Origin of the sequence: Paenibacillus glycanilyticus NBRC 16618, assembly GCF_004000805.1 — a bacterium.
In the GTDB taxonomy this organism is placed as follows: Bacteria; Bacillota; Bacilli; order Paenibacillales; family Paenibacillaceae; genus Pristimantibacillus; species Pristimantibacillus glycanilyticus.
Map to the genome: position 1 here is coordinate 210,089 of NZ_BILY01000008.1, position 25,887 is coordinate 235,975.

At 49.8% G+C, this 25,887-nt stretch carries 27 protein-coding genes and 1 tRNA gene; 17 read left to right on the forward strand and 11 right to left on the reverse strand.

Going from position 1 to position 25,887, the window contains the following annotated elements:
• Positions 1–254: 254 nt before the first annotated feature.
• The gene (locus tag PGL01S_RS08735; RefSeq protein ID WP_127493536.1) at positions 255–905 is read left to right on the forward strand and encodes a DUF1054 domain-containing protein; all 651 of its coding nucleotides are present in this window, start codon (positions 255–257) and stop codon (positions 903–905) included.
• Positions 906–1,198: 293 nt separating this feature from the next.
• Here PGL01S_RS08735 and PGL01S_RS08740 read toward each other — a convergent pair whose 3' ends face one another.
• Positions 1,199–4,216 carry an efflux RND transporter permease subunit gene (locus tag PGL01S_RS08740; protein ID WP_127493538.1) on the reverse strand — a complete coding sequence of 1,006 codons (3,018 nt, stop codon included), beginning with the start codon at positions 4,214–4,216 and terminating at the stop codon, positions 1,199–1,201.
• Between the two features lie 243 nt (positions 4,217–4,459).
• Here PGL01S_RS08740 and PGL01S_RS08745 point away from each other — a divergent pair, with 243 nt between their 5' ends.
• The 3 genes from PGL01S_RS08745 to PGL01S_RS08755 are packed head-to-tail and all read left to right on the forward strand — an operon-like array spanning position 4,460 to position 6,937.
• Complete coding sequence (locus PGL01S_RS08745; RefSeq protein ID WP_127493540.1) at positions 4,460–5,206, forward strand: ABC transporter ATP-binding protein; 747 nt, start codon at positions 4,460–4,462, stop codon at positions 5,204–5,206.
• Positions 5,203–6,222 (forward strand): ABC transporter permease, encoded by a 1,020-nt coding sequence (locus tag PGL01S_RS08750; RefSeq protein ID WP_127493542.1) that lies wholly within the window; start codon positions 5,203–5,205, stop codon positions 6,220–6,222. Before PGL01S_RS08745 ends, PGL01S_RS08750 begins: the two co-directional genes overlap by 4 nt.
• A 55-nt stretch (positions 6,223–6,277) precedes the next feature.
• The gene (locus PGL01S_RS08755) at positions 6,278–6,937 is read left to right on the forward strand and encodes a TetR/AcrR family transcriptional regulator (protein ID WP_127493544.1); all 660 of its coding nucleotides are present in this window, start codon (positions 6,278–6,280) and stop codon (positions 6,935–6,937) included.
• An 80-nt stretch (positions 6,938–7,017) separates the two neighbouring features.
• Here PGL01S_RS08755 and PGL01S_RS08760 read toward each other — a convergent pair whose 3' ends face one another.
• Complete coding sequence (locus PGL01S_RS08760) at positions 7,018–7,632, reverse strand: YitT family protein (RefSeq protein ID WP_127493546.1); 615 nt, start codon at positions 7,630–7,632, stop codon at positions 7,018–7,020.
• Positions 7,633–7,757: 125 nt separating this feature from the next.
• Positions 7,758–8,942, reverse strand: a complete 1,185-nt coding sequence (locus tag PGL01S_RS08765) for an MFS transporter (RefSeq protein ID WP_127493549.1) — start codon at positions 8,940–8,942, stop codon at positions 7,758–7,760.
• A 199-nt stretch (positions 8,943–9,141) separates the two neighbouring features.
• On the opposite strand from PGL01S_RS08765, the gene PGL01S_RS08770 reads away from it, so the two are divergent.
• Together PGL01S_RS08770 and PGL01S_RS08775 are read left to right on the forward strand one after the other, a co-directional pair.
• Complete coding sequence (locus PGL01S_RS08770; protein WP_127493551.1) at positions 9,142–10,611, forward strand: aminotransferase class I/II-fold pyridoxal phosphate-dependent enzyme; 1,470 nt, start codon at positions 9,142–9,144, stop codon at positions 10,609–10,611.
• A gap of 109 nt (positions 10,612–10,720) precedes the next feature.
• Entirely contained in the window at positions 10,721–11,119 is a 399-nt protein-coding gene (locus tag PGL01S_RS08775; RefSeq protein WP_127493553.1) for a DUF1885 family protein, read from the forward strand.
• A 67-nt stretch (positions 11,120–11,186) separates the two neighbouring features.
• Here the strand turns inward: PGL01S_RS08775 and PGL01S_RS08780 are convergent, their stop codons facing one another.
• The 3 genes from PGL01S_RS08780 to PGL01S_RS08790 all read right to left on the reverse strand — a co-directional run bounded on the left by PGL01S_RS08780 (position 11,187) and on the right by PGL01S_RS08790 (position 12,583).
• Positions 11,187–11,507 carry a DUF1292 domain-containing protein gene (locus PGL01S_RS08780; protein ID WP_127493555.1) on the reverse strand — a complete coding sequence of 107 codons (321 nt, stop codon included), beginning with the start codon at positions 11,505–11,507 and terminating at the stop codon, positions 11,187–11,189.
• Positions 11,508–11,625: 118 nt separating this feature from the next.
• The gene (locus PGL01S_RS08785) at positions 11,626–12,195 is read right to left on the reverse strand and encodes a stalk domain-containing protein (protein WP_127493558.1); all 570 of its coding nucleotides are present in this window, start codon (positions 12,193–12,195) and stop codon (positions 11,626–11,628) included.
• A 172-nt stretch (positions 12,196–12,367) separates the two neighbouring features.
• Positions 12,368–12,583, reverse strand: a complete 216-nt coding sequence (locus PGL01S_RS08790; protein WP_127493560.1) for a hypothetical protein — start codon at positions 12,581–12,583, stop codon at positions 12,368–12,370.
• Between the two features lie 130 nt (positions 12,584–12,713).
• On the opposite strand from PGL01S_RS08790, the gene PGL01S_RS08795 reads away from it, so the two are divergent.
• On the forward strand, positions 12,714–13,445 hold the full coding sequence (locus PGL01S_RS08795) for an MBL fold metallo-hydrolase (RefSeq protein ID WP_244935546.1): 732 nt from the start codon (positions 12,714–12,716) through the stop codon (positions 13,443–13,445).
• 160 nt (positions 13,446–13,605) lie between these two features.
• Positions 13,606–13,839 carry a DUF3892 domain-containing protein gene (locus PGL01S_RS08800; protein WP_127493562.1) on the forward strand — a complete coding sequence of 78 codons (234 nt, stop codon included), beginning with the start codon at positions 13,606–13,608 and terminating at the stop codon, positions 13,837–13,839.
• 65 nt (positions 13,840–13,904) lie between these two features.
• On the opposite strand, the gene PGL01S_RS30785 is transcribed toward PGL01S_RS08800, so the two are convergent.
• Positions 13,905–14,069 (reverse strand): hypothetical protein, encoded by a 165-nt coding sequence (locus tag PGL01S_RS30785; RefSeq protein WP_015845397.1) that lies wholly within the window; start codon positions 14,067–14,069, stop codon positions 13,905–13,907.
• Between the two features lie 165 nt (positions 14,070–14,234).
• Here PGL01S_RS30785 and PGL01S_RS08805 point away from each other — a divergent pair, with 165 nt between their 5' ends.
• From PGL01S_RS08805 to PGL01S_RS08825, 5 genes are all read left to right on the forward strand, one after another.
• Positions 14,235–14,426 carry a DUF2524 domain-containing protein gene (locus PGL01S_RS08805; RefSeq protein WP_127493564.1) on the forward strand — a complete coding sequence of 64 codons (192 nt, stop codon included), beginning with the start codon at positions 14,235–14,237 and terminating at the stop codon, positions 14,424–14,426.
• Between the two features lie 144 nt (positions 14,427–14,570).
• Entirely contained in the window at positions 14,571–15,830 is a 1,260-nt protein-coding gene (locus PGL01S_RS08810; RefSeq protein WP_127493566.1) for a plastocyanin/azurin family copper-binding protein, read from the forward strand.
• A 10-nt stretch (positions 15,831–15,840) separates the two neighbouring features.
• Positions 15,841–16,548, forward strand: coding sequence for a cupredoxin domain-containing protein (locus PGL01S_RS08815; RefSeq protein ID WP_127493568.1), 708 nt, complete (start codon positions 15,841–15,843; stop codon positions 16,546–16,548).
• 111 nt (positions 16,549–16,659) lie between these two features.
• Positions 16,660–17,232, forward strand: a complete 573-nt coding sequence (locus PGL01S_RS08820) for an RNA polymerase sigma factor (protein ID WP_127493571.1) — start codon at positions 16,660–16,662, stop codon at positions 17,230–17,232.
• The gene (locus PGL01S_RS08825) at positions 17,229–17,966 is read left to right on the forward strand and encodes an anti-sigma factor (protein WP_127493604.1); all 738 of its coding nucleotides are present in this window, start codon (positions 17,229–17,231) and stop codon (positions 17,964–17,966) included. The genes PGL01S_RS08820 and PGL01S_RS08825 overlap by 4 nt, the downstream gene beginning before the upstream one ends.
• 62 nt (positions 17,967–18,028) lie before the next feature.
• Here PGL01S_RS08825 and PGL01S_RS08830 read toward each other — a convergent pair whose 3' ends face one another.
• On the reverse strand, positions 18,029–18,367 hold the full coding sequence (locus PGL01S_RS08830) for a cupin domain-containing protein (protein WP_127493573.1): 339 nt from the start codon (positions 18,365–18,367) through the stop codon (positions 18,029–18,031).
• 133 nt (positions 18,368–18,500) lie between these two features.
• On the opposite strand from PGL01S_RS08830, the gene PGL01S_RS08835 reads away from it, so the two are divergent.
• Positions 18,501–18,573, forward strand: a tRNA-Val gene (locus PGL01S_RS08835).
• Positions 18,574–18,753: 180 nt separating this feature from the next.
• Here PGL01S_RS08835 and PGL01S_RS08840 read toward each other — a convergent pair.
• From PGL01S_RS08840 to PGL01S_RS08850, 3 genes are all read right to left on the reverse strand, one after another.
• Positions 18,754–19,044 carry a hypothetical protein gene (locus tag PGL01S_RS08840; RefSeq protein ID WP_127493575.1) on the reverse strand — a complete coding sequence of 97 codons (291 nt, stop codon included), beginning with the start codon at positions 19,042–19,044 and terminating at the stop codon, positions 18,754–18,756.
• 234 nt (positions 19,045–19,278) lie between these two features.
• The gene (locus PGL01S_RS08845; RefSeq protein WP_127493577.1) at positions 19,279–20,781 is read right to left on the reverse strand and encodes a response regulator; all 1,503 of its coding nucleotides are present in this window, start codon (positions 20,779–20,781) and stop codon (positions 19,279–19,281) included.
• A gap of 16 nt (positions 20,782–20,797) precedes the next feature.
• On the reverse strand, positions 20,798–22,498 hold the full coding sequence (locus PGL01S_RS08850; RefSeq protein ID WP_164775415.1) for a sensor histidine kinase: 1,701 nt from the start codon (positions 22,496–22,498) through the stop codon (positions 20,798–20,800).
• Positions 22,499–22,718: 220 nt separating this feature from the next.
• Here PGL01S_RS08850 and PGL01S_RS08855 point away from each other — a divergent pair, with 220 nt between their 5' ends.
• From PGL01S_RS08855 to PGL01S_RS08865, 3 genes are all read left to right on the forward strand, one after another.
• Positions 22,719–24,029, forward strand: coding sequence for an ABC transporter substrate-binding protein (locus PGL01S_RS08855; RefSeq protein ID WP_127493582.1), 1,311 nt, complete (start codon positions 22,719–22,721; stop codon positions 24,027–24,029).
• Positions 24,030–24,150: 121 nt separating this feature from the next.
• The gene (locus PGL01S_RS08860; protein WP_373864151.1) at positions 24,151–25,026 is read left to right on the forward strand and encodes a carbohydrate ABC transporter permease; all 876 of its coding nucleotides are present in this window, start codon (positions 24,151–24,153) and stop codon (positions 25,024–25,026) included.
• Positions 25,026–25,856: a carbohydrate ABC transporter permease gene (locus PGL01S_RS08865; protein WP_127493584.1), complete on the forward strand. Its 831-nt coding sequence runs from the start codon at positions 25,026–25,028 to the stop codon at positions 25,854–25,856. Before PGL01S_RS08860 ends, PGL01S_RS08865 begins: the two co-directional genes overlap by 1 nt.
• Positions 25,857–25,887 lie beyond the last annotated feature (31 nt).

Sequence of the window (25,887 nt, forward strand, 5' to 3'; positions counted from 1 at the left end):
GCTGGAAGCGGCGGCCTTTGCAGCTCACAAGGCAGGATGAGTCTTAAGCGTTCATAGAAGCCTCGCAGCCGTGGGCTTCCTCTCTAAAATGAACAATCGCTTAACGCTCGACCTTGATCAAAGCTGTTGGAATATTTAGATAAATTTACAACAAGCGTTATTCCGCGTCAAGATGGTCATGATGCGCGGATAAGAACAAATGTGCTATAATCAAGCTTAATTATCGGCTTTCATTACGAGGAGAGATCAAATAGATGACTACGACACCAACAACGAGCGCATTTACGGGCTTTGAGCAGAAGGATTTCGACACGTTTCTGATCGAAGGACTAGAGCAGCGCATGGCTGCCATCGAGGAACGGATTCGTCCGAAGTTCCGCTATCTGGGCGAAAAGCTTGCCGGCGACATTGCCGTGCAGGCAGGCGACGAAATGTTCCTGCATATTGCGAAGCATGCCCGCCGGACCGTAAATCCGCCTAAGGATACCTGGCTCGCCATCTGCAACAATAAACGCGGCTACAAAGCGCATCCGCATTTCCAGCTTGGCTTGTTCGACGACCATCTTTTCTTATGGTTTGCCCTTATTTACGAGGCGCCTAATAAGTCCAAAATCGCTTCCGTCTATCTGGACCATCTTGATGAAGTCATCGCGGCTGTTCCTTCGGATTACGCGCTTTCGCTTGACCATATGAAGAAGGAGTCCAAGGCCGTAAGCGAAATGAGCAAGCAGGACTGGGTCAACGCCCTTACCCGGCTTCGCGACGTGCAAAAAGCCGAGCTGCTGATCGGCCGCCATCTTCCTGCCGGCGACCCGCTTCTTCACGATGGGGATGCGCTGTACAAGCTTGCTCAGGATACCTATGAAACGTTGATGCCTTTGTATCGTTTGGCTGCTTCTGTCTAAGAGGATCAGGTTACTATTTGCATACTGCGCATGAAATGTTCTTCCGATCGCCGTTGCTCGTGGATTCCTTCGATTAGATTGAACAAGGTTGGAATCCACTCACAAAAGCGAACGCTTAAAAGCTTTCTGAAAGAAAGCTACTTCGGAAGCATAAGCCTTGCTTCTCCAGAATCATTTCATGCTTCGTTTGCCCGTAACCTCAACAAAAGCAAAAAACAATACAAAGGCTGGGAGAAGAACAGAAAAGCTGTGCGGAATAAACTCCGCACAGCTTTTTTTGTTAACCTTTTTTGTTAGACCGCGGTTGCTGCTTTGGCAGCCTGTGCTTTGGCACGGCGCTGCTTGCGGGAAGCGCGGAAGAAGAACAATTCGTACATGCAAGGAACAACGATCAGCGTCAGAAGCGTTGCCGCGGCAAGACCGCCAATCACGACGATCGCCAAGCTCTGCGATACGATGCTGCCCGATTCGCTGGCCCCGAATACGAGAGGCAGCATCGCGCAAATCGTTGCAACAGCCGTCATGATGATCGGACGCATCCGTGTAGTTGCCGCTTCTACAAGCGCATCTCGGATCGACATCGTTTCTTCGTTTTGCTTCACGCGGTCGATTAGAACGATGGCGTTCGTCACAACGATGCCTATTAGCATCAACGCGCCAAACATCGCGGTAAAGTCAGGCGTAACGCCGGAGATCAAGAGGCCTACGACTGCGCCAATCGCCGCAAGCGGCAGCGAGAACATAATGGCGAGCGGAGCGCGCAACGTTTTGAAGGTCAGCACCATAATCAAGTACACGATGCCGATCGAGATCAGCGCTGTCATCCCAATGTCCGCAAAATCGCTTGCTTGGTCAGCCGATGCGCCTCCAACCTTCAGTTCGACGCCATCCGGCAGCTTCAGCTTATCTGCGGCATTCTTAATATCCGCACCTATAACAGAGAGCTTTTGCGGATCCGCATCAGCCGTAATCCGGACATAAACCTTGCCTTCCTTGTGGTAATACAAGCTTGGCTCTTCCGTGCGAACCAGCTTCGCCACGCTTGATACCGGAACCACGCCGGATTCCGTTGCAATCGTAAGATTCTTAAGAGCCGCTTCGGTATCCGGATTAACAACCGGCTGCACGACGACGGAGGTGTCGCGTCCGTCTACCTTGATGCTGCCTACAGGCACCGGATTCAGAATGCTCTGCAGCTGCATCGAAACTTCCTGGCCTTTCGCTTTTTCCGGGTCCACCTGGAACGTATAGACCGGCTTTTTCTCTTCCTGGTTGCTTTGTACTTTAAGCACGCCTTTAATCGGTTTGATCGCTGCAATCAGTTGATCCGCTGTCTGCGTCAGCTTCTCAGGATCATCGCCCGTGACGTCAACGAAGACTTGCGATCCGCCGCCGCCCATCATCAGATCCGTGGCATTTACGGACAGCTCGGCATCGCTGAAATTCGTTTTTTGCTTCTTCACTTCATCCATGAATACTTCGGCGTCCACGCCTTTCTTCAGATCAACCATATACATTACAAGCGTCGGCGAGGATACCGAACCGTATTGCGCGTTTTCGGAGCTGTTGCCAAGCTGCATAATCACCCATTCCACGCTCTTGCTGTCTTTCAGGAAACTTTCCAGCTGCGTGCCGCCCTGCTCAACCTTCTCGGAAGGCGTATCGCTTGGATACTGAAGGGAAATGTTCAGATTCTCCGCGCTGGAGGAGTCAAGCGCACCTTTCGGCATCATCGCGTAAGAGCCGATGGAGCCTACGAACAGAACTAAAGCGATAAGCAGCGTGACCCATTTGTGCTGCAGATTCCAGCGGATAAACGATGCGAATTTCTCCGACCCTTTATGCGGCTTTTCCTTCGTTCCGCGAAGCAGAATCGCGCTAAGCAGCGGTACTACCGTTAATGCAACCAGCAGCGAAGACAAGAGAGAATACGCTACGGTAAGCGCGAATGGCAGCAGGAAGGCCTGCAGCGAACCGCGGAGCAGACCCATTGGCAGGAATACCGCCACGGTAACCAGTGTCGAAGACGTAATCGCGGTTGCGACTTCTTTTGTTGCGTCGGTAATAACGGTAACCGAGAACGGCTCCTTTTGCAGCCTGCGGTAAATGTTCTCGATAACGACGATACTGTCGTCCACAAGGCGTCCTACCGCTACGGCCACACCGCCAAGCGTAATGATATTCAGGGTTACGCCGGACAGGTCTAGCAAGTACAGCGTGATGCCAAGCGACAACGGGATTGATACGATCGTAACCAGCGTTGCGCGGAAATTGCGCATGAAGAGCAGAATGATAATCGTTGCAAACAATGCACCCATCAGCACTTCGCGAAGCATGCTGTTAACGGAGTGAGTAACGGATTCAGCCGTGCTGAGCAGAACAACCGCGTCAACGCCTTTTACATCCTTGTTCAGACGCTCGACCGTCTTCTCCACGTTTTTGCCCGTAGATACGGCATTGGCGTTAGCCGACTTCGATACCGTGAACAAAATCGCGTCCTTGCCGTTCATCCGGCTGATGCTCTCCTGCTCTTTCGCCTGCTCAACCTTTGCAACATCGGACAGCTTCACGCCAGGGGCAACCGGAAGATTGCGAAGCGTATCGACGCTTGTTACTTCGTCATATACATTAATGTTGCCGGCAGCGCCGTCTACATTGCGTTCGCCGATCGAAGCGGATACGCCGCGTCCTTGCAGCACGCTGAGCAGGGTTTGAACCGGAAGTCCCTTTTGCGCCAGCTTATCCGTATCGGGAGTAATGTGGATCGATGGCGTTGACTTGCCGTTAACGCTGATCTGGCCCGCTCCCTCGGACTTTTGCAGCTCCGTATTGACCAGCTTGATCTTGGCATCCTTCTCTTGCTCGCTAAGACCTTCGTCAAACGTAACAACAATCCAGGAGATCGGAATCATCGACGTATTAAACTGGACAACAAATGGCTTCATGACGCCTTGGGGAAGCTGAACCTGATCAACCGAACGCTCGATCTCGGCCTTCGCTTCCTTCATATTCGTATTGGAATCGAAATTTACGTTAACCTGGGCGTAACCGTTCCCCGAAGTCGAGAACATATCGGTCTTGCCTTTCGTGAACATAACCGCTTCTTCGAGCGGGTTCGTCACTTGCTGCTCCATCGATTTGGCGTCCATGCCAGGCCCGATTACGGTCACCATAACTTGCGGGTTATCCGCTTCCGGCAGGAACTCCATTGGCAGCTTCAAATAACTGATGACCCCAACCGTCAATGCCATAACGACGATCAGGATAACGGCCGCCTTGTTACGGAACGACCATTCGGTTAACTTGTTCATTACAACTACTCCTTCTCCCTATTCGGATTTCTCTTTTATGTGTTTTTGACATTTCTAAGCATACCTGCATTGAAAATAATGTAAAAACGTCTCCAGACGGTATTTTACTCTCGCCCCGGGTCGGAGCTGTTCTACGACTTAGGTCCAGTATCCAAAATGAGCAAGTACTCACTTTACAGCTGAGCGGACTGCTTTTATACTAAAAATGAGTATTCACTCATTCCATTCAAAGAGGTGTTTCTATTGACGAAATCAGCGGAAAAGCCTGCTATTGCCGTCTCCCGAATCACAAGAAAGTTCGGGGACCGGAAAGTATTGGATGATATTACGCTCACCGTGCCACGCGGGGAGCTGTTTGGACTTCTTGGTCCGTCAGGCTCCGGAAAAACGACCCTCATCAAGCTCATAACCGGCATCGACCTCGCCGACGACGGACAGGTTGAATTGTTCGGCGAGCCGATGCCCCAGCTCAAGATGCTGCAAACCTTCGGGTATATGGCGCAGTCCGATGCTCTCTATCAGGAGCTGACCGGCAAGGAAAACATGGTTTTTTACGGCTCCCTCTACGGGCTTTCCGGCAAAGCTCTCGCTTCCCGAATCCAGTCCGCCGCCGCGCTTGTGAATTTGACCGAACATCTGGATAAAGCGGTAACCGCTTATTCCGGCGGCATGAAACGCCGCTTGTCGCTTGCCATCGCGCTGCTGCATGAACCCCGGCTTCTCGTGCTTGACGAACCGACGGTTGGTATCGATCCCGTTCTCCGTCAAGCGATCTGGAATGAGCTGCGCGCCCTGACGCAGCAAGGCGTAACGATTATCGTCACCACTCACGTCATGGACGAAGCCGAGAAATGCGACCGCTTGGGACTCATCCGCGACGGTAAATTAATTGCGCTGGGCACTCCCGAAGCTATTATAGAGCAAGCAGGAGTCCATACAATCGAAGAAGCGTTTATCGCCTTTGGCAGCCGGAAGGAGGCGCAAGCATGAGAATACGTGCGCTGGTTGTGCGCATTATCCGCCAGTTTGTCCGCGATAAACGGACTTTGGCTTTGTTATTCCTCGCCCCGCTTCTCATTCTCAGCTTAACAAAGCTTGTATTCGACGGCAGAACCGTATCGCCAGAGATCGGATTGACGGGCCCGGCCAGCGCGTTTGCCGAGAAGCTTGAAGAGCAAAATGCAAGCATTACCGTTTATGATTCCGTTAGCGAAGCGGAAGAGGCTTTGAAGAACGGGAAGCTTGATGCCGTCATTCAGATTAAAGAAGGCAAACCGGATATTACGCTAGAGGGAAGCGATCCGTCGGTAAGCCGCAGCACGCAGCTTGTCATGCAGAAAGCTCTGCAGAGCCATGTTCAGGAGCTTGCTCCTACGGTTCATTATCTGTACGGCGGACCGGATATGGCCTCTTTCGATTCATTTGGTCCCGTACTCATCGGCTTCTTTTCCTTCTTCTTTGTTTTCCTGCTCGCGGGAGTATCCTTCCTTCGCGAACGCACTAGCGGAACGCTGGAAAGACTGCTGGGGACGCCAATCCGCAGATCGGAGATTGTGCTTGGCTACTTGGCCGGGTTTGGCATCTTCACGCTGCTCCAGGCTTCCCTGATCGCCTGGTTCTCCGTTCAAGTGCTTGGCATGTCGATGGCCGGCCATATCGTCAATATGCTGCTGATTAATCTTCTGCTGTCTTTGACCGCGTTAACGCTGGGCACGTTGCTGTCCTCGTTTGCGAGCAGCGAATTTCAGATCATCCAGTTCATTCCGATTATTATCGTGCCTCAGGCATTTTTCTCCGGGTTGTTTAATCTGGATGCCATGAATCCGGTCCTGCAGAAGCTCAGCTTCATCATGCCGTTGTACTACGGCGCGGATGCCATGCGGGGAATTATGATTCGAGGGGAAGGCATTGCCGATATCCAGCTCGATATTTACGTGCTGGCGGGCTTGTCGATCCTGTTCGCCCTGCTCAACGTTGCGGCATTAAAGAAGCACCGCCGGATGTAGGCGTCCTTCTTTTTCTGCTATAATAACGGGAATGGGCAAAAAGGGAGTGTCTGGCATGAGCGAGCCGATTGAAGAATGGCTGGATGAGCTGAATAAGCTTGGCGAAGAGAAATCAATGACCGATAAGCAGCTGAAAATCGTCAAGGCTGCCTCCGAAATCTTTGCGGAAAAAGGCTTTGCCGGATCATCCACGAGCGAGATCGCACAACGTGCGGGTGTGGCGGAAGGTACGATTTTCCGGCATTACAAAACGAAAAAAGAATTGCTAGTCTCCATCGTGGCACCGGTGATGGCAAAGCTGGTCGCGCCGTTTGTGATGAGGGAGTTCTATAAAGTGCTGGACAGCAGATACGACAGCTACGATCAGATGCTTCGCGCGATTCTCGAGAACAGGCTGGCGTTTCTTGAGAAGCATATAAACGTACTGAAAATTTTTATTCAAGAGATCCCATTCCATCCGGAGCTGCAGGAGCAATTCGAGAAGCTGATTCTCGCGAAAGTATTCGAAAAGGTCACCCCCAACATTCTCAGGTTCCAGGAAGAAGGCACCCTTGTGAACTGGTCGCCTTATACAATCATTAGGCTTACGGTCTCCTCACTCATTGGATATACCGCCATACGAATGATTTACGGCAAACGGGAAGGCAGCAGCTGGAATGATGAGCAGGAACGGGAAGCGACTATCGCTTTTATTATGAAGGGGTTAGCGCCGTAAACGTACGAAACAAAAAGCCGAAGGCATCGCGGGTACCTCTCTCTTGCATGAGAGCGGCTTCCCGCGACGCTTTCGGCTTTTTAATGATGCTTGAATTGGTGATTATGCGGTAAATTCCACGTGCATAGACTTGTCGCCACCCCGCCTGCCGCGACCGTTATTAGAGATAACAGAAACGTATCTTCAGGAAGCAGAATGGCTCCCGTTCCGATAATGATAAAATCCGTTAAAAAAATAATAACCCCAACGTTTAACGGTATATACCTGGACAAGAAATGGGCCAGAAGATCCGTCCCTCCCGTGGAAGTACCGTTCCTTAGCATGATACCGAGGCCTGTCCCAATGCAAAAGCCGCCAAGCACCGCCCGCGTAAACGGAGTCCATTCAATGTAATAGAGAAAGTGGAACCGGTAGGGGCTGAGCAAATCGATGACATAGCTGGATAACAGCAGGCCGTTCAGGCTCTGGTAGATCATACTCCGGCTTTGAAACCAGACCAGGGCAAAAATCGGGATACTGCATAGCAGCATGGTCAGACCCACTTGAATGTGAAGCAGATAATTGACGATAAGGGCGATCCCTATAAGCCCCCCGTCCAGAATCATCAACGGAATCAGAAAAAAATTAATCCCGACCGATATCAGCAGGCTCCCCAATATGATGGCCGCCCACCTGCGCCATGACAGAATCCCCATTCTACCTTTCACCTCTTTTTGCTCTATCTCATTTATATGCGGGCCTGGTACATGCCATTCTCTGGAAAAAACAAAAAAAAGCCGGCCTCTCATATATTCATGAGAAGCCGGCTTTACGCCAGTCCTTATTCCTGTGCTGCGGTTGAACCCGCTGTGCCGTCCATTCTGCGGAACTGTACAAGCAGGATCAAAGCCAAGAGACACAGAATGCCGCCGGAAACGTATGGCAGGCGCAAATCGAGCGTAAACAAGAACGAACCAACAAGCGGTCCAAGAATACGTCCCAAGCTGTCCATCGAAGAGCTGAGGCCGGAGGCAACGCCTTGACCCACTTTCGTCTTCTGGGTAATTAACGAGGTTACGCATGGACGGATCAGCGAGTTGCCAATGCCGAATACGGCAAGCGACATCGTAGCCCACCACAAGGAATGGGCAGCAAGCAGCAGGAAGAAGCCAACGGCCGAAATAATCAAGCCAAGCGCGATATATTGAGGCTCCTGCCCCCGCTTGATTCTCCGCCGAACGACACCGCCTTGCACAAGCGCGCCAACAAAGCCACATACGAAGAACAGCATGCCCACCTGCACCGGCGTTACGTCAAAGCGCTGAATGCCGAAGAACTGCAGCGTTGCTTCCATGCCGGCAAGCGTAAAGGTAACGAAGAACGCAAGAACGTACAGAAACTTAAGCGGCCCGGTAAAAGCCGACCAGCGGGATTCCCGCTTCTCGCCCGCAGCTCTCCGCTTCTCGGGCGGCAGCGATTCCTTCAGCTTGGTTATTGCGAAGAACAAAGTAATTAATGCCATTATCGATGCCGCGTAAAAAGGGGCTTCGAGCGAAACCTGACTAAGCAGACCGCCTACGCCGGGACCAATCGTAAAGCCGAAGCCAATCGACATTCCGACAAGCCCCATGCCTTTTGTACGCTGCTCCGGCGGCGTAATATCCGCTACGTAAGCGACAATAACCGAAGTGACCGCCCCGGAGAACAAGCCCCCGAGAATACGGGAAAGATACATCATGGTTAAATTGTCGGAAGATAAGCCAAACAAGAAGAAACTGATTGCAAAACCGGTCACGCCAATGATAATAATCGGCCTCCGGCCAATCCGGTCGGATAAGCCTCCCCAATATGGAGAGAGTATGAACGATACAGCTGAATAGAGCGCAAGCATTAAACCCGTATGATGCTCGGCGTTACCCGGGCTGACGGCTTTAATCATTTCAGGCATAACAGGAATAATAATCCCGAACCCGATGAAGGTGGTCATTAGAATAGCCATTACTATAAGAAGTCGTTTATCTCGCATTTTGTCTTCACCCCATCCCTTATCGTATCATATCAAGCTGGCCATAGTTATGAACAAATGGAGAACAATACTAGTCCAGCTTCGGAATGCCTGACTTCATCAATAAAATTGTTGCTTGCATTCCGACTTGTTTTTGCTATACTCAACTTTGTTTGTACATTAGACATTAGACGACAGTCGAAAGGCAGGGACGAAAGCGATGGATCATAACAAAACCCCGCTCTTCAGCGCACTCCGCCGCCATGCGGAGAACGATCCGGTACAATTTCATATTCCGGGGCATAAGAAAGGTCTCGGCAGCGATACTGAGTTTCGCGAATTTATCGGCGACAACGCCTTGTCGATCGATCTTATAAATATAGCTCCGCTTGATGACTTGCATCAGCCAACCGGCGTTATTGAAGAAGCGCAAAAACTTGCGGCAGATGCGTTTGGCGCGGATTACACGTATTTCTCCGTTCAAGGCACCAGCGGCGCGATTATTACGATGATTCTTACGGTCTGCAGCCCGGGCGACAAAATTATCGTCCCGCGCAACATTCATAAGTCGGTTATGGCCGCCATTATTTTCGCCGGCGCGCGTCCGGTATTTATCTCGCCTGCGCGCGATTCGAATCTCGGTATCGACCACGGCATTACGACCCGCTCGGTGAAACGCGCGTTGGACCGTCATCCGGATGCCAAGGCCGTTCTGGTCATTAACCCGACTTACTTCGGCATTTGCGCGAATCTGAAGGAAATCGTGGATCTTGTTCACAGCTACGATATTCCCGTTCTTGTCGACGAAGCCCATGGCGTACTAATTCATTTCCATGAGAAGCTTCCGATGTCCGCCATGCAGGCCGGTGCCGATATGGCAGCTACAAGCGTACATAAGCTTGGTGGCTCCATGACGCAAAGCTCGGTCTTGAACGTACGCAAAGGTCGGATCAACCCGTTCCGCATCCAGACGATCCTGAGTATGCTGACGACAACTTCGACATCTTATATTTTGCTCGCATCGCTGGACACGTCCCGCCGCAATCTGGCGATTAACGGCCATGAAATTGCGGAGAGAGCGATTGAGCTTGCCCAATATGCCCGTGAACGGATTAATCAGATCCCTGGCCTTTATTGCTTTGGCGAAGATATTCTCGGCGACGAAGCGACCTACGATTATGATCCAACCAAAGTTACGGTTCATGTCCGCCATCTTGGCGTAACCGGCTACGAGGTTGAGAACTGGCTCCGCGATCACTACAACGTAGAGATCGAGATGAGCGACATGTATAACATTCTTTGCCTCGTGACGCCCGGAGATACCTCCGAGTCGATCGAGAAATTGCTGCAAGCGCTCCGCGGCTTGTCGGAGACGTACCATGAAGGCGCGGAAGCCCGCGAGCTTGTCGTGAAAATTCCGGATATCCCGCAGCTGTCCCTGACGCCGCGCGACGCTTTCTATGGCGAGACGGAAATCGTACCGTTCAAAGAGTCAGCCGGACGGATTATCGCCGAATTTATTTACGTCTATCCGCCGGGCATTCCGATCTTGCTTCCTGGTGAAGTTATTTCGCAGAAGAACATCGACTATATCGTGGATCATGTTGAGGTCGGCCTGCCTGTCAAAGGGCCGGAGGACCGCAGCATTCAGTTCGTTAAAGTCATCGTGGAAGAAAACGCGATCTTCTAAACGAAAAGCCAACGGCAGAGCTCTTAGGCGAAGCTGTTGGCTTTTTGCATGATTCCACTTATTGTAAACCTTTAGAGCGACATGCTATGATGAGGTGGGGGTGGGATGAATGAGTCAAAGCGCATTTATTAAGCTTGTTCAAGGATCTGCCGTTAGTGAGCTTCCGCTGGAAGAACTGAAGGAAAAGCTTATCCATTACCGGGAGCAGACCGCTTTAACCGGAACGCAGCTAGACTGGGATTACGCAAAAGCGGCTTTTCCGTATACGTTCGAATCGAAACAGGATGACCGATGGTTTTACTTGCAAGGCATTAATCCCGGATACAAATATATCGTGTTTGGCAATGGAGATGAGGACCCTTCCACGATTCAAGTCGTCCTTCCCGACGGGTCCACCCATGGCGACAAAGCCAAAGCTAACGAGCTTTGCAAGTATTTGGCCAAACAACTGCTTGCCGAGCTTACGATGTTTAACGGCAGAACGATTTATTATAATCCGCGTAAATGACATACAAAAAACACCCGTCTATCCAAGGCTGAAGCAGCCGTTTGGAATAGACGGGTGTTTTAGGTCGTTAACCTTCTTTGTTCTCGTTCTCGGTGCGCGCGATTTCTTCGTAGATCGCCGTTACGCGATCCCACTCCGCATCGTCTTCGATCCCAACGAGGAATGCTTCGTCATTCTCTTCTTCAATACGGAAGATAACGCCGTCAGCCTCCGGATCGTTGCGATCCAGCAATACCGCGTAAACGTTGTTCTCCGATTCAAATGTATAGACCATGACCATTTCACGCTCTTGGCCTTCGTCGTCTGTCACGATGAACACATGCTCATCATGTTCGTGATCATGTCCGCAGCCGCAGTCTTCGCCGTGCTGATGTTGATGCTCGCTCATGGAATTACCCCATTTCAGTTATTTATACATACTTACGTATCGTACCATGCGAAGAATCGCCGGTCAAACAAAAGACGCCCGGCCGTAGTCCGGAGCGTCCTTATTCAAAGCCTTATTTTTACTGGGATGTGATGAGCTTCTCCGATACAACCGTCCAGTCATCCGATGGCGATGTCTTCAAATAGAACCGTACCGCGTATTTGCCGGCGTACTCGAAGTTGTATTTGATATCCTCCGTCCGGTACCAGAAATTATCCTTCGTGATGCTGACATTCTGGGATTGAATAACCTTCTCGGTGCCGTAAGGGTCCGTAATCGACACTTTTACAGCAGAGATGTCTGTCTTAAGGTTGTCGATTTGGGAGAAGACATTAAACGTATATTTGTTGCCTTTGTCCACATTGCCAAAGATGACTTTATCCTGGAACAGAATCATATGGACATTAGGCTTGTTAATTGTCGCTTTCTTGCTCTGATTATCCCAGTCAACAAGCGCATTCAGGCTGTTTACCATCTGGCGAAGAGGCAAGTAGGTTTTGCCGTCCACAATAATGCCGCCGTCATCCAGCTCACTGCCGTTTACAATAACGCGTACTTTCTGGGATGCAGAATCGGCGAAAATGAGCGTACCTCCGAATACCGACAAAATAGCGAGCAGAATAGCTACTTTTTTGAATCCGACTTTCATTGCTGTTAACCCTCCCTCCATCCGGTTTGTCTGGATGTTTGGTTATACTCGGGTTTTGGCCCAAAGTTGCGCCCCGCAATAAAAGTTTTTAAGCCTGACCGTTCAAGGCTGAATCTGTCAAAAGCTGTTGAATCATGCGCTTGCCCAGGAAATACTTACGTATTGCCCGCGGTTAGCTGTAAGTGCGGGTCAAGATGCAAGGTACGCCCTTCCCCACCGCTCCGGGCTCCTGCATTCGCTTCCAATAGCGCATCCCACGCTCGCATGGCGTTTTGCATACCGCGCAAGTGTCGGACAACACAAGCTTGTAGTAATACTGCTTTCTTTCACTGGACGACTTTTTCTTCTTCACAACTTTGCCTTTGCCCTTTGCCGCTGCTGCACTCATCTTCGTTCAATCCTCCCGCCGTTTTGCTTCTGCATTATATGTAGGCGGAGGGCATTATGCATCTGTTGTTTGTCAACATCTTGCGTTATTTGATAAAGTGAAGACAACTATAAAGGGAGGCGATCTAAGCTTGCAAATCCAAATGCTTGGCACCGGCGGTGCTTTCGCGAAAAAGTATTCGAATAATAATGCTTTAATTGAAGTTGACGGTTTTAAGCTGCTCGTGGACTGCGGCATCACGCTGCCCCGGTCGCTTCACGATGCCGGTTACTCGTTTAACGATCTCGATGCCGTACTAATCAGCCATATGCATGCCGACCATGTCGGCGGGCTGGAGGAATACGCGTTCCAGATGATGTTCCGTTACGGCAAAAAGCCTGTCCTGTATATTGCCGATACGCTGGTTGAGCCATTATGGGAGCAGACGCTTCGCGGAGGCTTGACGCAGGAGCCGCTTAACGCGCTGTCCGATTTCTTTGATGTTCGTCCAATCAAGGAAGGCGAGTCGTACGAGATCCATCCCGAAATTCGCGTGAAGCTGATCCGGACGGATCATATCGCGGGCAAGCTCAGCTACTCCTTCCTCTTTAACGAGAACTTTTTCTATTCCGCGGATATGAAATTTGATGGCGGATTGCTGAAGGAATTGATCGAGGACGGCGTATCAACGATCTTTCATGACTGTCAGCTTGTCTCCCCGGGTGTTGTCCATGCGAGTCTGGACGAGCTGCTCACGCTGCCCGAGGACATCCAGGAGAAAGTTTGGTTGATGCACTATAACGACAATATGGAAGAGTTCGTCGGTCATACGGGAAAAATGCGCTTCGTGGAGCAGCTTGCCGTTTACGAAATTAAAACCTAACAAGCAGATATCCACCGCGCTACTGGCGCTGCAGACATCCGCTCTAGGTATAGCTTATGCAGAGGGATGCATTCCGGTTAAAGGTTAAAATCGACATACATGCAGGTACGTGCATGTATTGGGCCAAATCGATCCATACTATCATCGGGAGGATGATAATATGGATCACACACAAGAAGAAGTCGTTGCCGTACGCAAGAACGGAGACGGCGATATTGTTGAACTGCAATTAACGTCTGGCCGGGTCGTCGATTACAAAACCGCGCAGTCGATGGTTAAAAATAATGAAATTGCCGGATTAAACGTCTTTAAAGGCCGTGACCACGAAGAGCATCTTCGTTCTAACGCGGACGGCCGCAAGGACAATAATCTCGACAATCTGCCAACCTTCTAATAACCGGAAAATCGGCTGCCGCGATCGCGGACAGCCGATTTTTTTCTTCACCTCATAATTGATGGTCATTTTTTCTTTGTTTCGGGAGGCAGCTTTCTGCGCCATACATGCGTTTGATCATACGATAAGGAATCTTTTACGACAAACCTTGCCACACATGCGATTACCGTACCCACGATGCCAAACAAGCCCAGAAGCCATACGGCCATATAGGCATACTCCTGTGCCAAACGATACCGCCTCCTATTAGTCATGCAAATGCTTTCTATACAGGTATGTATGGCTAGAATAAAATATGCTAATTTTGTCACAAGTTCGCATCATAATTGCCGATCCGGATCATACTAATTGGCGGACAAACGTACTCACAATACCGAAGGGAGAGTAACTTCACGATGACTTTGGATTTGAACAGCAGCTATGATTGCGCAAATGCTTCTTCCGACTTGCCGAACCTTATCGCGCAGCTTGATTCGTTAAGAAACGGATCCGCCTCCACTGCCGAGCAGCAGGAGGAGATTAACCGGCTCGAGAATCAGATCCGGTTCATTCAGAACAAATGCGATATTCCGCATAGTAATCATTAATAACGAGACGCAAAAGGTCCATGCTTAAGCGCATGGGCCTTCCTCTTTTGCAACCCCGAAAAAAATTCAATTTCCTTCAAACCGCTTTCTCCTTTCCTTCGTTACCTCCTATAAGAGATCATTATTCTTTGAGGAGGATTATTCATGACCACTAAAAAATTAACCATGTTTATGTTTGCCGCGGTACTCTTAACAGGTCTGCTGTCGTCAGTTATCGGAGCCTCGGCAGCGGAAACGCAGCCCCCTTCCGTGACAACCGACGCAGAATCGGCGGCGAAGCTGGGACTCCTGCTGGGCGACGGCAGCGGCGTTAACGAAACTTACCTAGCCAAGCAGACAACCCGCATGCAGGCTGCCATCATTTCTTTGCGCCTGAACGGCCATTTGAAGGAGGCCATGGCGGGCACGGGCTCTTCTTCCTTTAAAGACGCAGGCAAAGCAGGCAAATCCAATGTTCCTATTCTCGCTTACTTGAAGCAGCATCCTGAACTGGGCTGGGCCGGCAACCCGGACGGTTCCTTCCATCCGAACGATCCCGTCAGCGCTCAACAGCTGTACAAAGTTCTTCTCGAAAATATCGGCTTCCGTTCCGGTTCCGAGTTCGCCTATGCGGATACGTTGACCTTTGCCGCTTCCAAAGGGATGGCATCCATTGCGGCAGCCAGTCCGCTGACCAACGCTCATCTTGCGACAGCGCTTATCGAAGCCTTAACCGTGCAAACCCCTCAAGGGCAAACCTTTTTCGTTAACCTCCAGCAGAAAGGCGTACTCCCGCAATCCGCAGCCCTTCCTCAAGGGAAAAGAATTCAGCTGCGAAGCCATCAAGAGCTGGGTGCTTATCTGACCGACAGTAACGGCATGACCTTGTACTATTTCACCAAGGATGCCGAGAATATCAATGCTTGCGGTGGACAATGCCTCGTCAACTGGCCCGTGTTCACATCCGATGAGCTGCAAATTCCCGCTTTCCTGAACAAAGCCGATTTCTCGAGCATCACCCGTGCCGACGGCACGAAGCAATGGACTTACAAAGGCTACCCGCTCTACTACTTCATTAAGGATGCACAATCCGGGGATGTGCTTGGCCAGAACGTAAACCAAGTATGGTTTGTTATTAATCCGTCTACCTTTAAAGGCATGACACCGGAAGCCAAAACCTACCGGATAGATATTAAACAGTTCTCTTTCGGCACGGAACCTCTGACCGTTGAAGCCGGCTCCAAAATTACTTTCACTAACTTAGACGAGATGGAGCATAACGCGGTGGCCGCCGACGGCAGCTTTAAAGTTCCCGTGCTCAAAACTGGAGAGTCCTATACGATTACTCTGGATAAACCGGGTACCTACAATTACTATTGCGAGCTGCACAAATCGTTTATGACCGGTCAGATTATTGTGAAGTGAGGGATTTATCATGAAATTTATAACTAGCAAAAGCCTGCTGCTCCTGTTATCCGGACTACTGTTTGCGTTTCTTCTGGCGGCATGCGGCAGCTCATCCGATAAGGCGGCCTCCGCTCCCCCTCCATCGCAGGAGGCGGCGACCGTCACGCCAAGCCCTACTCCGGAAGCATCTATGTCTAGTGAAGAGCACGAGAATATGCAGCATGAATCAGCCGCGCCTTCGGAATCGCCGTCACCGTCTGCAGCTCCAGAAGCATCGGCAACCGCGAAACCCCAAGCTTCGGCGACGGCCAAACCACAGGCTTCGGCAGCAGTCACGCCAAAACCTTCGCCAGCCCCCACCCATGATGATCATCATGGCGGGCGCACGAACGATGATGATTCGAAGACATCTCCTGCTGCCAGCGAGGATCATCCAAAAAGCTCGCCTGCCGCAACAGCGTCGAGTGCCGACGATGGCGGCAAGGAATATATCATTGAAATTTCGAATTTCGCCTTCTCCCCTGCCAAGCTGGAAATAAAGCCGGGTGACCGCGTCAAATTTATTAATAAGGACGAAATCAAGCATAGCGCGACAGCCGATGACAATTCTTTTGATACCGGGCTGTTAGCCGAGAATGAAGCTAAGACCGTTATCTTTGATAAAGCAGGCGAGTTCGCCTATCACTGTATGCCGCATCCGGGCATGCAGGCCACGATTAGCGTATCGGACAAATAGAAATAAATTTTGGGATAACCATACTTGGTTATCCCTGTTTTCCTTATGTATTGCAAGGCTGTAAACAGTTGATAGAATAGATTTATATTATCCTCTTGGAGGTACCATCGTATGCGGGAGCTTACGGATCATCAATTGATGCTGCTCATTCAGAGCAAGCAGAGCGAAGCGCTTTCTGTTCTATATGACCGTTACTCGTCTCTCGTTTATTCCTTCGCCTGGAAAACGTTAAAAGACGAGAATGTCGCGAAAGAAATCGTCCAGGCCGTATTTATGCGATTATGGACAACCAAATCCGTCTATGATCCCGAGCAAGGCAGGTTCTCCAGCTGGCTGCTGACCATTACCCGCAATATTACGACCGACTGGCTGCGAAAAAGACGGAGAGACACGGCTCCCCTCGTTCAAGTCGAACCGGAGCAGCTGGCCAAAATTCCCGACGAAGCTTCCGCCACGCCGGAAACGGCTGCCGTTAACAGCGAGATGAAGGACCAGATCCGCAGCGCTTACCGCGATTTGTCCGCCCAGCAGATCCATTTGCTTGAGCATTTCTATTGGCAGGGCTATAGCATCAGCGAGCTTGCGACCATATATAACCAGCCGATAGGAACGGTAAAGAACCGTCTGCATCAGACGTTAAAAATATTACGCAGGCATCTCGTGGCCGAAGGAGAGCAATCATGAAGCAGCAAAATGTGACGGTTTGCCATAATGCCCTTGACTATATTTCGGGTGCTTGTTCCGATAAAGAAAAGAAAGCTTTCGAACGGCATCTTCCAGGCTGCCCGGCCTGCCAGACCGAGCTCGAAGAGCTAAGACTCGTATGGGACTCCCTCCCTTCCGATATGGAGCTGATCGAACCGCCGGCTGAGTTGAAGCAGCAGGTCATGGACGCCGCGCTGGCCTCCGTGCTACCGCGCCCTGCAAAACGTTCCTTCCGCAAGCTGACCTGGGGTGCTGCCGCCGCAGCGGTACTCGCCGTATTGGTTGCGGGCACGGCTTGGAACGTGGAGCTGTATCGCAGCCGAAGCGGCCCATCCGTTATCCCTATCGAACAGGCGTTGTCCGTATCCGCTTCCCAGATCAATCAGCTTATCTCCTTGAAGCCGGTATCGGATGACGTCGCTTCGTCTTATGCCGTCGCCTGTATTGTGGATAACGGAAGCAACAAGCAATTTGTCGTCTATGTATTTGGGGCTCCGGCTTCCAGAGACAGCTCCGTCTACCAGGTATGGCTCAACCATGCCGGGCAAAAGGATAGCGCCGGAACTTTCAGGGTTGATGACAAAGGGATCGGAGTACTCGCGATGCCCATATCCGGCGATACGCTTGCCTTTGACTCTATTGGCATAACGCTTGAGCCTGACGAGCACGGTACGCAGCCAAGGGGAACAAGATTATACAGCTCGATCTCCTGATGCATAAAAACCGCCATCCGTACGATCTTACGATCAGGTACGAATGGCGGTTTATAAACTGATTAGGAAGGATATCTGTCTCCCCTGGTTGTAGGCTCCGATATGACAAGAAACTGAATGTCGCGATCCGATTGGTTAAACATCTGGTGCGGAGTATGCGGAGCTACGTGGATCCCTTCATGCGCTTCCAGCTCAAAGGTCTCTCCGGCAATCTCAATGGTCGCCGTCCCTTCGAGAACAAAGAAGAACTGCTGAGACTTCTCGTGGTAATGGCGCGTTTCAGCCGTATGCGGCGGCATTTTCTCATGGATGATGCTCAAATCCTGCCGCTTCAGCAGATGCCAGCCGTCACATTGGTCCCCCCATATGTAGTGTTCCGCGTTTTGTCTGCTTGTCTTCATTTCGGTCTCTCCTTGTTGTCAGCTTGACCTTTAATGTGATAAATATCGTAGCAGTTTTTCGGGTTTATGAAAAGGCAATAATTGTGTTGACATTCATTTTGGATGCTGATATATTAATATTCATCACTTACACGATCTGTTAGCTCAGCTGGGAGAGCACTATCTTGACAGGGTAGGGGTCAGTGGTTCGAGCCCACTACAGATCATACTTAGTAATACGTGGAGAAGCCTTTAAACTTAAGGCTTCTTTTTTGTTGTATAACTAGAACTGTTGTCTTGATTTTCAAATTATTCTAATAAAAACAGACTCCGAGCAGGAGTCTGTTTTTATGCTTAAGCGCGCCTTATAAAACAGCACATCCATAAGTCATTCGTTAATTTTGGTTCTATTTTTTCGAACGTTTCTTGGAAGATGCTTTAGCTTGTTTCCCGCGTTTCGCGCTCGAAACCATAACGTTTTTCTCGGTATGCGTGTAAAGATGCTGATAGACGGGACAACAATGATGTTGCTTCACCGTTTCAATATTTTGGACGACATTCACAAGCTGCGGATGGTAGTAGTTCTCATATAGAGTAATCGGAGGATCATAAATCGTCTGCGTTGGACAATCGGGACAAAAGTTAGCTTCATTCATACTACCTACATTGCCCATGCCCATGTAATAGTTGCGGTTCACCGTAATTATCCCCTTCCAGTTTTGGATTACAGCTTATTGTATTCACTTAGGGGAAATACGACCTGTACACTTGACCCTGAAGGCGATAGCCTCCGATATTCATGGGAGTTGAAAGGCGAGAGAATTGCCGTGTATTGGTTATTGCCTGTTCAAGCGGCTATTACGATAATTGTTACATTCTTTGATATCCTTATAGCTAAAAAAACGGTGCATGGACTATCCATGCACCGTTTTTTAAAACTCTGAACCCACACATTGCTCCTTATATTCGCTTGGGCTTAATCCCGTATGATCCTTGAACACCCTGGAGAAATAATGCTGGTCGCTAAACGAAAGGGCATCCGCGAGCTCCTTGATTTTCAAATCCGGCTTGGCCCGCAGCTGCTTGCAGGCTTCCCCGATCTTCAGCTCCATGTAATATTGGACAAACGTCGTGTTCGTATAACGCTTTATGATCCGGCTCACATAGGACGCGCTGACATGGAATTTGGCAGCCAGATCATTGATGGAAAGCTGCGAAAATTTATGGAGCTTGACGTAAGCATCCATCTGCTCGAACAGCTCTTCTCCGCTTTTCCGGTTGCGCAGCTGCAGCTGTTCAAAGCTGTGGGCACACCAGTCCACGCATCGCTCGCAGAATCTCTGGTAGCTGCCTTGCTCCAGCATTTCTTTGACAGTTGCTGCCGCTGCCAGCCTTTCCTCGGGTCCGCTGCTTGGCAGCGCATGGGCAAAAGCATCTCCTATCGCCGATACAAGCCTCTCCAGATCGACATAACGGGCATGCTGGCTATAGGAGATTTGCAGATACTCTCGGAGTTTAATCAGGAAGGGCTGCGATTGGCGCTGTTCAATCATATCGGTAAAGCTTCTGATACCTTCATCCTTCCCCGTCTGTTCGGGAATGCGATAATCCGTATCGAGCAGCACTCTTTTATCAAGCAGCGTTTCTTCATCGAGCAGACCTTTCAGCTTGTAGTATTGAAGCTGAAGCTGGTCGAGATCAACCGGCTGAAAACGACCCGCCATAGCGATTTCAATATCAACGCTAAGCAGCAGACGTTCAACGGATTCCATCCAAGCAAGAGTTGTTGCGAACCGCTCCTTCATAGCCGGCTGAACAAAAACAAGATAACGGTCCGAATCCTTGGCCGGAAACACCCAGCAGCTTAGCGGCTGGCAGATGGCTTTAAGCATCGATTGCAGCGTTTCGACCTTCCAATTGCCTGAATCCGGAGTAAAAGGCTGCTTGCCAATCAGAAACAGCGAGACCGGCTGTTCATGAAATTGCGGTTCAAGACGCAAGCCGGATAGAAAGGCAGGTGGCACAATCGACTTTAGAGGCTCGAGGCTATACTCCAGCTTATCAGCGAGCGAATCAACGATCCGTTGCATAACCTCGATCAGCTGGCTACGCTCAACTGGCTTCAGCAAATAATCAAACACCTGCAAATTAATCGCTTTCCGCGTATATTCGAAATCGCTGTAGCTGCTAATGAGCACAACTTTCAGAGACGAATGCAGCCTCATAGCCTGCTCGATAAGTTCAAGCCCGCCCAGCTTGGGCATTCGAATATCGGTAATCAAGATGTCGACGGGCTGCTTCTTCAAATAATCCAGTGCCTCTTCCCCATTATAGGCTGTAGCGGCGATCCGGATCGGCAGTTCGGAGGATTCGAGAAGCGCCTTGATATTACGCAGTATCGGCTTGCTGTCTTCGGCTATCAAGGCGGTAAACATAGGCTTTCTACTCCTTCTAGTAAAAGTCTTTCGTGAGAGAGGCGATAATTTGCACGGTTGAACCTTTATCCTCCCCCACGTTATTGTACAGATTGAAAAATAACCTGTTCTTATACATGAGCTTAAGCCGATTCACCGTATTAACAATCCCCATATTCCCAAAGCTTGAAGGCATATGGAGCTCATGCTCCCTTGCTTCGGAATTCGAGATATTTTTCATGATTTCATTAATCTTGCCGGCTTCGATACCTTCGCCATTATCGCTGATTTCAATGGCCCATATGCCGTTATACAGCTTGACCAGAATACTGATGCGCCAAGGCGGATCAGTATTCGTAAAGGCATGCTCGATACAGTTCTCGACGAACGGCTGGATGACCAGCCTTGGAAGCTGTATGAGATTGGCGGCAGCATCTTCGGCGATAATTTCCCATTCAAGATCGGTTTCGTAGTTTTGCTCGACAAGCGACAAATAGTTTCGGGTATGCTCCAATTCTTCCGCCAAGGAAACATGCTGGTAAGGAGACGTCACGATATACCGCAAGGAATCGGACAGATGCTTGCACATATCGGATACCGCTTTGTTTTTACCCTCTTGGGCGGCAATGCTAATCAAATATAACACATTGTGAATAAAATGCGGCGAGATTTGCGCTTGAAGAGCCGAGTTCCTCGCCTTCACTTCTTCATGCAGCGCCAGCTTTTCGTTTTCGATCGATTGCTGGAGACGACCTAACAGCTCCTGAAAGGATTCGCTTAAAGCCATCAGCTCGTTGTTATGGGAACGGTTGTCCACTTTGACATCCAGGTTGCTATAGTTGATGCGCGACATCTGGCCTCGCAGCTTCCGAATCGGCAGCAGCAGATTCCGGGTGCTGAAATAAATATACACGAATGAAAACAGCATCAGGATGGAAATAAGCGTAATCGATAAATATTGGACGGAATTGACCGGTCCAAGCACGGCCTGCTTTGGTGTAACCACATAAGTTGTCCAGTCGGTGCTGGCCGAATGGTTATAGGCGATATAATTGGAATCGCCGTCCAAGTACATCCCGCTGCTCTCGGGGTTAGCCTTCGTAAGCTCCAGATGATCCGGCTCCTTGGCATTCTGCGAGCGGGCAATCAGCTGATCTTTCTGATCCATGATATAGACGTCGCCAACCGCAACGTCTTCCGTTGGAAGCTGCAGCTCGGACTGGTCCAGCTGAATGGATAGATAGCCGTAAATCTGGCCATTCTGATTGATAATCGCTCTATCAAACGCCGTTATGCCGTTCTTCTGCTGGTATAAAATATAGTCGTTGTCATCCATTGCAGTCCGCAGTCCGGCCTCGAGCAGCAGCGGGTTTGACGGATAACCGATGTAAGAAGAAACCGCCCTTCCTTCAAGATCATAGATGATCATATCCCGAATATCCACGCTTGGACCGATTGCCTCGAACATCATCTGTTTCAATATGCGGCTCTGCGTCAGACCTTCAGCGGAATCCGCCGAATGATAGCCTCCGGATAATGCCGCCGCGACTTGCTGGTTAGACAAAACGCGCTGGGACAGCTGATTCTGGTTTTTAATATATTGGTCCAGCTGTCCGCTGATTTTGGCTGCAGTGAGCTGCTTATCGTTTTCATTGTTTTCCTTCAATGGCCGGATGACCTGCCAATTCACATAGGCCAAAAAGCAGCACAGCACAAATAACAGCAAGACTAAAAACATAAGAACTACCTTCGTTTGAAGGCTGGTGTGTCGTGGAGTAAATTTAATTTTTTGACTGAAGCCTTTCAAGAATGATAGCCTCCGATTCGATATGAGTTCAGAATTTTACACAGAAAAGGTAAAGGTCAAACATGTACCTCCTTTTGAAAAAAACCTACAATTGGATTGTAAACGGATTCAGTAGAAGATACAACAAAGGGCAACATGAGGGGAGAAAAACATGAAGCAAACAGCACGTAAGCTATCATTGGGCGCGGTAAGCGCAGTACTAGCCGTATCGCTGGCAGCATGCGGTAGCAACAGCTCGAATTCCGAAAGCGGAAGCACCGGAGGCGGCAAAAAAGTAACGATTGAGCTTGCTCTATCCAAAAGCTCGCAGGACTCCGCTTTCGTACAGCAAGACCTGCTTGACGAATTCGAGAAAGAAACGAATATCAAAGTGAATTTACAGCTGCTTCCCGCAGAGCAAACGTCGACCGTTCTCCAGACCAAGCTGGCAGTTAACGAAACGCCGGACATTCTGCAATACAACCTGGCTAGCGCGACGACCGACCTTAATCTTGAGCGCAACTTTGAAATCTTGGATGACCAGCCTTGGGTCAGCCGTCTTCTGAACAAAGACGTCCTGTCCGCATACGGCCATGTTTACAGCTTCCACGTAAGCCAAGATACGGGCATGCAAGGAGTGGTATACAACAAAGATATTTTCAAAGAGCTTGGACTTGAAGTTCCGAAGACGTATGACGAATTCCTTGCGGCATGCGAGAAAATTAAAGCAGCCGGCTACACGCCAATCTTTATGCCATTCAAAGACAACTGGGCGGCTAACGTCATGCCGGGCGCATCGTTTGGCGAATACGCGGCTAAAAGCGAACCTACCCTCTTCGACGATCTGAACGCAAACAAGAAAAAATGGACGGACATTCAAGCGTTCCAGACGATCCTTGACCAGCAATACGATCTGTATAAAAAAGGCTACACCAATACCGACGTCTTGAGCGACAGCTATGACATGGCTGCGGGTAAATTCCTGAACAAGGAAGTAGCGATGATGTTCATGGGCGACTGGCTGATCGAATCGGTACAGCAGCAGGATGCTAACATGAACCTCGGCCTGTTCGCTTACCCTACCGACAACAGCGGCGACGCGTACCTTGGCGCAAGCCCGCTTGGCGGCCAGCTGTTTATTCCGAAAAAAGCGAAGCATATCGAAGAAGCCAAAAAATTCCTAGACTTCATTGCAACAAAAGAAGTGGCGCAAAAAATCGTGAACAACCAAAGCTACGTATCCAATTTCAGCGACGTAACAACGCCTGAGCTTCCTGCATACAAGCAAGAAATTTTGGACAATTACATTACGCCTAAGAAGGTTGCCATGACGATGGACGCTTACATGCTCGTTGACCGCAGCGAACTGTATAGAAGCCTGCAAGACGAGTTCACGGGCAGCAAAACATCCCAGCAAGTGCTTCAAACCTGGAATGACAAGTTTGCCGAGCTGATGAAGGACAAAGGCGAAGCAGGCTTCTAAGCTACAACAATAAACCAATGCACGTTTCTGCGGCTGCTGTTCCATACGGCGGCCGCTCCTTCTAAGGAACACCGCAGCAAAAACTAGAATATAAAATCAACAATTTTGGTGGGATGAGAAAATGATGACACGCTCCAAAAGTATGTACGGCTATTATCTCGTATGGCCTGCGCTGCTGATCTATACGGTCTTCTTCGTAATGCCGGCCATTATCGGCCTGTATTACTCCTTTACCGACTGGCGTCTGGATCGTATCGGCATCAAGTTTATCGGCATCGATAACTTCAACAAGATCTTCACGGACGATACCTTGCTTCTTGCCATGAAAAACACGTTTATTTTTGCGCTAGCAACTGTTGTCGGAAAAAATGTGATTGGCCTTGTACTGGCCATCGCTTTAAATATGCGGCTTAAATCCCGCAATTTCCTTCGCGCCATATTTTATTCTCCATCTATTCTAAGCGTACTCGTAATCTCTATCGTCTTCACCCCCATCCTTCGCACGGAAGGCATGGTGAACAAGTTTTTTGACGCCATCGGCCTTCACTTCCTGAGCCAGGCATGGCTGACCGATCCTCATCTCGTTATTTGGACGGTTGCTCTCGTTGCCATCTGGCAGCAAGCCGGCTTCCAAATGGCTATATATTTGGCTGGCCTGCAATCCATCTCGAAGGAATACTATGAAGCCGCAACGATTGACGGTGCGGGTGCGTGGAGAAGCTTTACGAACATTACCGTACCGCTTTTGCTGCCGGCCATCAATATCAACCTGATGCTTACGCTGATTGGCGGATTGAAGGTCTTTTCCGAAGTATTCGTATTGACAAGCGGCGGTCCGGGCAATTCCTCGCAGGTAGTCGGTACGATTATTCTCCGGGCGTTTGGCGAAGGCAACTGGGGCCTGGGCACGGCGATCAATACGCTTCTGTTCCTCATCGTCAGCCTGATTGCCATTCCGTTACTCGTCTTCATGCGCCGTAAGGAGGTTACCGAATAATGAATTTCGCTCGAAAAATATCGCTGCGCAACTACCTGGTAGAAATCTTGCTGTTAATCGCTTGCCTAGGCATCATCATTCCGCTGTTGCTTATGATTTTCGGTTCGTTTATGACGAGCGCGGAAGTATCCAAATTTCAAATCCGGTTCCCGGACAAATGGATGTTCTCTAACTATGTGACCGTATTTAAGGAAGGCGGTCTCGCTCGGGCGTTTTTGAACGGAATCGTCATTACCGGTGTATCCGCCATTTTGAATATTATTACGTCTTCCGCAGCCGCCTTTATACTAGCGCGCCGCGACAGCAAGGTTGCAAGCTACCTGTATCTGTTTTTCTTTATGGGACTGATCGCTCCGATGTCCACGATCACAACGATCCGCGTTGTGCAGTGGCTGGGCTTCTACGGCAGCATCACGAGCGTCATTCTGATCTACGCAGCTTTAAATACTGCTTTCAGCATCTTTTTATACAGCGGTTTTATCAAATCGGTGCCAAAGGTGCTCGATGAGGTTGCCTTTCTGGAAGGCGCGAGCCTGATGGGCGTGTTCTTCCGAATCATTACGCCGCTTATCGTACCGGTTAACGCGACGGTTGCAATCATGGTATTTATGTCGGTATGGAACGACATCACGATTCCTCTGTATTTCCTTACGGACAGCTCGACATGGACGATGCCCCTTTCCATCTACAACTTCTACGGCAAATACAGCCGTGACTGGAATCTCATTTTTGCCGATCTCGTAATGACGTCGATTCCTGTCCTCATTCTTTATTTAGCGGGACAAAAATATATCGTCAGCGGTCTTACGGCAGGCGCGGTAAAAGGTTAAAAATTGTCCTTCAGTAGAAAGCCTTGAGCGA